The sequence below is a fragment of the Cupriavidus sp. 05T41 genome, from assembly GCF_056396525.1.
The window spans coordinates 1-7,426 of record NZ_JBFTLQ010000159.1; the positions used below are offsets into that span (position 1 = coordinate 1).

The 7,426-nt window shown below is 61.3% G+C and carries 5 protein-coding genes; 2 read left to right on the top strand and 3 right to left on the bottom strand.

The window, feature by feature from the left end:
* The 3 genes from AC1DKV_RS39705 to AC1DKV_RS39715 form a co-directional block, all read right to left on the bottom strand.
* A partial coding sequence (locus AC1DKV_RS39705; RefSeq protein ID WP_477139657.1) for an ArsR/SmtB family transcription factor occupies nucleotides 1-257 on the bottom strand: 257 nt, incomplete at its 3' end.
* Between the two features lie 104 nt (nucleotides 258-361).
* On the bottom strand, nucleotides 362-2,164 hold the full coding sequence (gene ilvB / locus AC1DKV_RS39710; protein ID WP_477139658.1) for a biosynthetic-type acetolactate synthase large subunit: 1,803 nt from the start codon (nucleotides 2,162-2,164) through the stop codon (nucleotides 362-364).
* Between the two features lie 302 nt (nucleotides 2,165-2,466).
* On the bottom strand, nucleotides 2,467-3,162 hold the full coding sequence (locus AC1DKV_RS39715; protein ID WP_477139659.1) for a GlxA family transcriptional regulator: 696 nt from the start codon (nucleotides 3,160-3,162) through the stop codon (nucleotides 2,467-2,469).
* Nucleotides 3,163-5,095: 1,933 nt separating this feature from the next.
* Here AC1DKV_RS39715 and AC1DKV_RS39720 point away from each other — a divergent pair.
* Both AC1DKV_RS39720 and AC1DKV_RS39725 read left to right on the top strand, forming a co-directional pair.
* The gene (locus tag AC1DKV_RS39720) at nucleotides 5,096-6,721 is read left to right on the top strand and encodes an MFS transporter (protein ID WP_477139660.1); all 1,626 of its coding nucleotides are present in this window, start codon (nucleotides 5,096-5,098) and stop codon (nucleotides 6,719-6,721) included.
* A 12-nt stretch (nucleotides 6,722-6,733) separates the two neighbouring features.
* A partial coding sequence (locus AC1DKV_RS39725) for an HlyD family secretion protein (RefSeq protein ID WP_477139661.1) occupies nucleotides 6,734-7,426 on the top strand: 693 nt, incomplete at its 3' end.

The window sequence follows — 7,426 nt, forward strand, 5'->3', positions numbered from 1 at the left end:
TCTTCATTCCGAGAGAGGAGGATCCACTGCCCCACCCGGGTCTGAACAAGAAGGCCGGCCTCGACCAACGTTGCGACATGCGCCGATACGGTCGACTGCGACAGGCCACTRCGCGCGTGAATCACAGTCGACGGCACGCCATGACCAAGATCGATGTAGCCCTGTACGAAGACCTCGTTCGGCGTCTTCAGCCACGCCAGGATCTGACGCCGGAAGCGGTTCGCGAGGGCTTTATGAATCAGGTTCGCGTCAATCATGGAGTTCAGCCAGGACGGGGAGAMAGTAGCGAAATGGCGCCGCGWGCGCAGCYTGCSGGACGCAGCGCCCGTATCGGCTTGTGCCGCGCCGGAGCGCAGCGTCGTCAGAACATATCCGCAGCATCCTGGCGCCCCGCCCCCTGATTKCCCGTTTCCTGCCCGGAGCGGGACGGAATGAACGGTCCCGTGAGCATGCTCGCGTAGCTCTGGCCCGGTCCCACCATCGGAAACACGTCGGCGTTCTCGTCGATCATCACTTCGAGCAAGGCGGGTCCGTCAAACTCCACGAACGCCCTGAGGCTGYCTTCGATCTCGCCTATCGTTTCCACGCGACGCGCAAATTCGAACCCGTCGGCCTGTGCCGCCATCACGAAATCCTTGCGATGCAGCGCCTTGTCGCTTACGCAAAATCGCCCCTCGAAATAGAGACGCTGCCACTGCCGGATCATCCCGTCGCCGCGATTGTTGAGCAGCAGCACCTTGACCGGAACCCCGTACGTGCTCGCGGTCTCCAGCTCGCCAATATTCATCCGGATGCTGCCATCGCCATCGATATCGATCACCAGCGCGTCCGGGCGCGCCAGCTGGGCACCGATCGCCGCCGGCAGCCCAAAGCCCATCGTTCCCATGCTGCCCGACGTCAGAAGGCTGCGAGGCTCGACGAACTCGAAGAACTGCGCGGCCCACATCTGGTGCTGGCCGACACCCGTGCTGATGATGGCTTGGCCGGCCGTKATYTCGCTGAGCTTTTCGATCACGAACTGCGGCTGAATCGCGGCGCTGTTTCTGTCGTAATTCATGCCATAGGTCCGCTTCAGCTCGATCACCTGGCTGAGCCAGTCCGAGGGCGATCGCGCGGCCGGCGCGTGTTCCATCAATGACAGCAGYGCGCTCTTCGCATCGCCGATGTGACTCCAGTGSGTCCGCTTGACCTTGTTGATCTCCGCCTCGTCGATATCGATATGCGCGACATGCCGCGCACCGGGAGCAAAGGCATCCGGGCGCCCGCCGGCGACCCGGTCATCGAATCGCGCACCCACCGCAATCAGGAAATCGCAATCCTCCACCGCGTAGTTCGCACAGGCGGCACCGTGCATMCCGAGCATGCCAAGACACAGCTCGTGTTTCGCCGGTATCGCGCCAAGGCCCATGAGCGTCGTTACGACGGGGATCCCGTAGCGCTCGGAGAATCGACGCAGTTCMGCCGTTGCGCCGGCCGTGATCACGCCGCCACCGACATACAGCAGCGGCCGCTTGCTCTGCCCCAGGAGATCGAAGAATTCGGTGCGCTTTTTCTCGTCCAGACGAGCGCCTTTTGCGACCATGCGAAGACGATCGGAGTAGCCGCGGAACKGYAAGGTACCTTGCCCATGATAGGGCCCCGTCCAGTTCTGGATGTCCTTCGGCACATCCACCACAACCGGGCCCGGACGACCGGTGCGCGCCACTTCGAACGCGGTCCGCAGTGTGTATTCCAGTTTCGCCGGATCGGTCACCAGGAAGACCTGCTTGGCGCACGCCGACATGATGTTGAAGACGGGCGCTTCCTGGAAGGCATCGGTGCCGATCGCGGCACGCGGCACCTGCCCGCATATCAGSACGACCGGGACCGAATCCCCGTTGCAGTCGGCGATCGGCGTCACCGCGTTCGTCGCGCCCGGGCCGGAGGTCACCATGAATACGCCGACTTTTCCGCTGGCGCGCGCGTAACCGGCGGCCATGAAGCCCGCGGCCTGTTCATTGGCGGGTACCACGAGCTTGATCTGACGCTCGGGGTYTCCCTCGTGCATTTCGTTGAAACGGAAAACAGCGTCGTAGGTCGGCAAGATGGCGCCGCCGCTATATCCAAATACGGTATCGACGCCCTSYTCGCTGAGGACACGCAGGATGATGTCGGCACCCGACATCGATTCGCTTGCGTGCGCTGGCTTCAGGGAGATGGGTGAAACWACGTGCGGGKTTCGGGTCACGGCTGGCTCGCATGGAAACCGGCGCTGACAATATCAGCGACCAAGATCAAAGGGCGATTTCCCATCCAACTCGAGAACAGCGTATGTTCGGCACCAGCTCATGGACGATKGCTTCGACGGGTTCTCCGYCCTGGCCCAGTCCACCCAGCACTTTCTTGATGTGCTTCTGGAAGAATTGTGAGGATCGTGGCAACCATTCTGCCAACGATCGGAGCCGCGCGCTCAGCCAAGAAGCCCGTTCACGGGCCAAAATGGATCGCATTTGGGCCATKACTGACCGTGACGTCGCCATCCGGGCCATCGCCRTCGCATCCGCGCGGGAGGGAATGCGGCATCGGATGGGCTCGCTTCGCGCTCCAGCCCGACGGCGTCAACAACGCTTTGTCGACGCTTCCCGCTACGATTTCGCCAAKGTCCTCCCTGACCAGGGCCAGGGCCAGATGAATGGCGGCGCCCACGCCGCCCGACGAATACAGGTTACCGTCCTTCAGGCAGCTTAGATCGGTCATGACGTGTACCAGGGGATGCTCGGTTGCGAGGCGTTGCGCGTCGCGCCAATGCGTGGTCAACCAGCGGTGGTCGGCAAGACCGGCACGCGCGAGCAAGAAGGCGCCGTTGCACACGGATGCGAGCCTTCCCGCCTTGCGCCCGGCATCGCTGAGCCAATCCACCAAGTCCCGATGCTCATGCCCCAGGCCGGCGAGCGGGGAACCAGGTACCACGATAAGGTCGAACGGCGTGTGCACATCCAACAGGCACTCTGTCGTGCGCACCGCCATGCMGTTTGAGCATACGACAGGCCCGGGCGACGCCCCGACGAGATGCTGCTCGTAGAATTTTCCGCCCCACACCCGGTTTGCCTCGTGAAACACATCCATCGGGCCGGCCACCTCGAACAAGCGAAATCCGGCATACAGCATCATCGCGACACGCATGCGCCGTTACTCCGCGAATGCGTTCGAAGCAAACGCGMCCCGCCTCGCCACGTACGCAGCGTGGTAGCCGGGTACGGTCGCKGCGGATGCGGGCGGCCCCGCATGCAGCAGCCCTGCACCGGAACGCACGATCTCGCGCAGCTGCGGCCCGATGAGGCTCCATGCACGCCACGCACCCGTGACCGGCGCAGGGTCGGCCAAATAAAACTCAGCTTGCCCCTCGACATCAAGGGCGCTTCCCCCGGACAAGAAAGAGGCCTGGCGTTCCCGAATCAACATGATGAATCCGTCCTTGCTTGGGATCCGGCCCAGACTTCGACCGCGACATATGGCGAGGCGGCGATCGCCCCATCCTGGCTAGCCCGAGGCGCAACCAGGGCTTCTGCGGTTTCCTGCCACGCCTGGGTCAGGTTCCCAGCCGCATTCCCCAAGGCAAGTCTAGTGAGTCGACACGGCAGCGGAAACACGCACATGGCGCCATGGCTGGCCAATCGATGTGAGATTTGGGCCACGTCGTATCGACGGAACCGCCATGCGTCCTACCGTGTCCATCGCATTGGCCATCGAGCGCCACTTGGGCTTTGCCGTATGCGCTTCGTCTTCTTACACGGACGCAAAAGTMATTTGCCGGCTACGACATCCTTGCCATGCGGTTGCTGCGCTAAGCTGCATTCGTCGCTCGTCAATATCGACCACGGTGCTTTCACACTGCTGGATGTGGCCGTGGATCTATGGCAGGGCCGACAAGCCAGTCGCTTCGCAACGTCTCGTGCGTTCGCGAATCGCGCCGATTCGCTTCAATCTTATGGAGATCCCCGTTATGGAGATCCCCRCACCGGGATTCCCGGTGAAGCTACCTGGAATCAAACCGGGTATCCGTGCGGCATCGACGATAGCGCGACCTTGCGGATAGAAGCTATCGAATCCCGACGCGTCGTTTATCTGGCCGGCTAATTGCTTTTCCTGGAAAGCTGGCGCCTTCCGCAATACGAAGCATCCACTTACAACAATAGGCACCCGGCGGCGCGCGCAGGGGCCACGCCCCCCACGTCAGGCAAGTTCACACGCGTTGATTCGGGTTCGAATGCCGTCAGAACGGACTGGAGTCTTCCGTCGAGCACTTCGGCATGATATTGACGCAGACGCTCGCATAGCGCGGCGCGAATGCGCCACCCAGGCATCCACAGTTACCGAGGCGGGATACGCAAACACATTGGCCCGATACCCGACCTGCCGGGCTTCGGGAAGCACCGTCTATCCCCTACAGTGAATGCACCGCTTGACTACGACACGGCAACGAAGCTTGCCAGCAGCGCCGGGATGCGGCTTCTTTACATCACATCGTTTGGCTGGCCAAACACCAGGCAGCCGCGGCACTGTCCGAACGAGGCGCGAAGCTGCCGGAAGACCCGCCTGCGGACACCGGGGTGCTCCGAGGAGTACGGAAGGTTTGTTCGCCGGGAGGCATCGCAATTTCTTGACGAGGTGCAGCCTGAAGCCTGAGCCGGTTGCGACCCGATATCGATCTTCGTGGTTCGTCGTCGTGCAAGCTTGAATTCGCGCTTAATTGCGCAGGAGATGAACTGACTGTTTCGCAAATTGCAGCGTTTATCCGGCTTCGAAACGKGGCGCGGGTTCCCTATTTCAACCTCGTCGCGCCCCGGACGGATATGTTGGCAAGATTCACGAACAGAATGGCCCAGAACATCGCCTGTTTACGCTATCAGAGGTCTGGCCCGCCTCGTAGAATTCGTTGACTGGTTACGCGACGGCAAAAAGCGAAAACACGTTGAKCGAAATGACTTAACAAAAAGCTGKGGTCATTGCCTCGATTTATTCCAGAACGGATCTTGGAACCTTGTGAGCGCGTGGCGTCTGGCTGTGGTTTCCAAATGTGATGACCTCTTGAACACGAGTAGCTAGTAGGACCCTTATGACCACCGCCGACCCTTCAACAACTGGAACGGAAGAGCTGACGATMGTAGAACCGCCCGCACCGGTTCCCGAGCAAGAGGTGGCCCCTCCTGTCCAGCCAACGCCCGCACAAGCCTCGCTATCGCTTCGTCTCGCCGTCGGCCTGATCGGGATGCTGCTCGCGTCCCTACTGGCGATCCTCAACGAACAGGTCACCGCGGTAGCGTTGGCCGATATCCGGGGAGCGTTCTCGATCGGACGTGACGACGGGACCTGGCTGACCACGTTGTTCGAGGCGGCTAACGTCGCCACCATGGTGTTTGCTCCGTGGTTCGGGATCACCTTCACGCTGAAGCGGTTCACGATCGGCGCCGTGCTCGCCACGATGCTGTTCGGGATCCTTTGCCCCTTCGCACCGAACCTCCTTACGCTATATGTGCTGCGTGTCCTCCAGGGGATCGCCGGCGGATGCCTCCCGCCCATGCTGATTATTGTGGCGCTGCGCTATCTTCCCCCGAAGGTCAAGCTGTACGGGCTCGCCGGGTATGCACTCACTGCGACCTTCGGGCCGGYGCTCGGCGCACCGCTCGCGGCATTGTGGACAGAGTATGTCGGCTGGCAAATGGTCTTCTGGCAAATCGTGCCGCTTGGCGTAGCGTGCTGCCTGGCGATCCAGCAGGGGCTTCCGCCGGATCCGCTCAAACTCGAACGACTCCGTTCATTCAACTGKACCGGATTCCTCACGGGACTCCCGGCGGTCGCCATGCTCGTGATCGGTCTCCTGCAAGGTGATCGTCTTGACTGGCTGAATTCCGAGTTCATTCGCGTGATGTTTTTTGGCGGGACGTTCTTGCTTGTGGCCTTCCTCGTCAACGAGTGGTTTCACCCGCTTCCTTTTTTCAAGCTCCAGCTGCTTTCACGAAGGAACTTCGCGCACGGACTCACGACACTCGCGGGCGCGGTGATACTGCTGATCGGTGTCGCCGCCATACCGGGCCAGTATCTCGCCACCATCCACGCGTACAGGCCACTGCAAACGGCACCCCTGTCGTTGCTGGTCGCGATCCCGCTATTGGTTGCGCTTCCTCTGACTGCCGCCTTCATGAATCTTCGGCGCGTTGACCATAGATGGGTCATGKCCGTCGGGCTTTCTCTCATGGTCGCGACGTGCCTGATGGGGAGCTTCATGACCTCCGAGTGGGTTCGCGAGAACTTCTACCTGCTTCAGTCACTACAGATCGTTGCGCAACCGATGGTGATCATGGCGATCCTGATGGGCGTCACGACGGGCTTGCCGCCAGCGGAAGGCCCGTTCGCTTCGGCTATGTTCAACTCGGTCAAGACTTTCTTCGCTGCTGTGGCGACGGGTCTTATCGAAGGATTGGGTACAGATCGCGAACGTTTTCATTCGAACATGCTCGTGGACCAGTTGGGCAACAACGCGCTGGTGACGAGCTATAGCATCGATGCGACCCATAGTCTCGGTCAACTCGCACACCGGATCCACGAGCAGGCCGTGGTACTGACCTCGGCCGATCTCTATCGTGTGATGGCAGGCGTCGCCGTCGCCCTTCTTGTTCTTGTTCCGATACTACCCGTGCGTATCTATCCCCCATGGTGCACTACGCCGCCCTCTTCTCACTAAGGGACGATTTTCATGTMATCCGCCACACGATCTCCTCTCAAAATTGTTAGCATTGCCGCGCTTGTCATTGCCGTCGCCATCGCTGTATGGGCCTGCATTCGGTTTCTTGGCGGCTCGGATACCGAATCCACAAATGATGCCTACGTCTCGGCCGACTTCACGCTCGTGGCGCCGCGTATCGCTGGCCAGGTTTCCGAGGTACTGGTCAACGACAATCAGTGGGTCAAGGCCGGGCAATTGATGGTACGTATCGATGACCGCGATTTCCGGGCCGCATTGTCGAGTGCGCAGGCTGACGTGGCGGCAGCCAAGGCATCCATAGCAAACTACGACGCCGAGATTGCGCGGCACCCCTCGCTCGTCGAGCAGGCGCGCGCCACGCTTCGCTCCGACCAGGCGTCGCTCGACTTTGCGCGAGCGAACGCCTCGCGCTACCAGAATCTCTCCGAAGCGGGAGCGGGAACCACGCAGGAACAACAACACGCTTCAAGCGCGCTCGCCGAGCAGCTTGCGCGGCAGTCCCATGACCGCGCCGCGTTGAGCACGACTGAGCAGAACCTCGACGTGCTGCGCACTCAGCGCGACAAGGCGGCCAGCACGTTGATGCGCGCCGAGGCGGCTCAKGAATTGGCGAATCTCAATCTGTCCTATACGGAAATCCATGCACCGGTGGACGGCAAGGTTGGCAGGCGCTCGGCGCGGGTC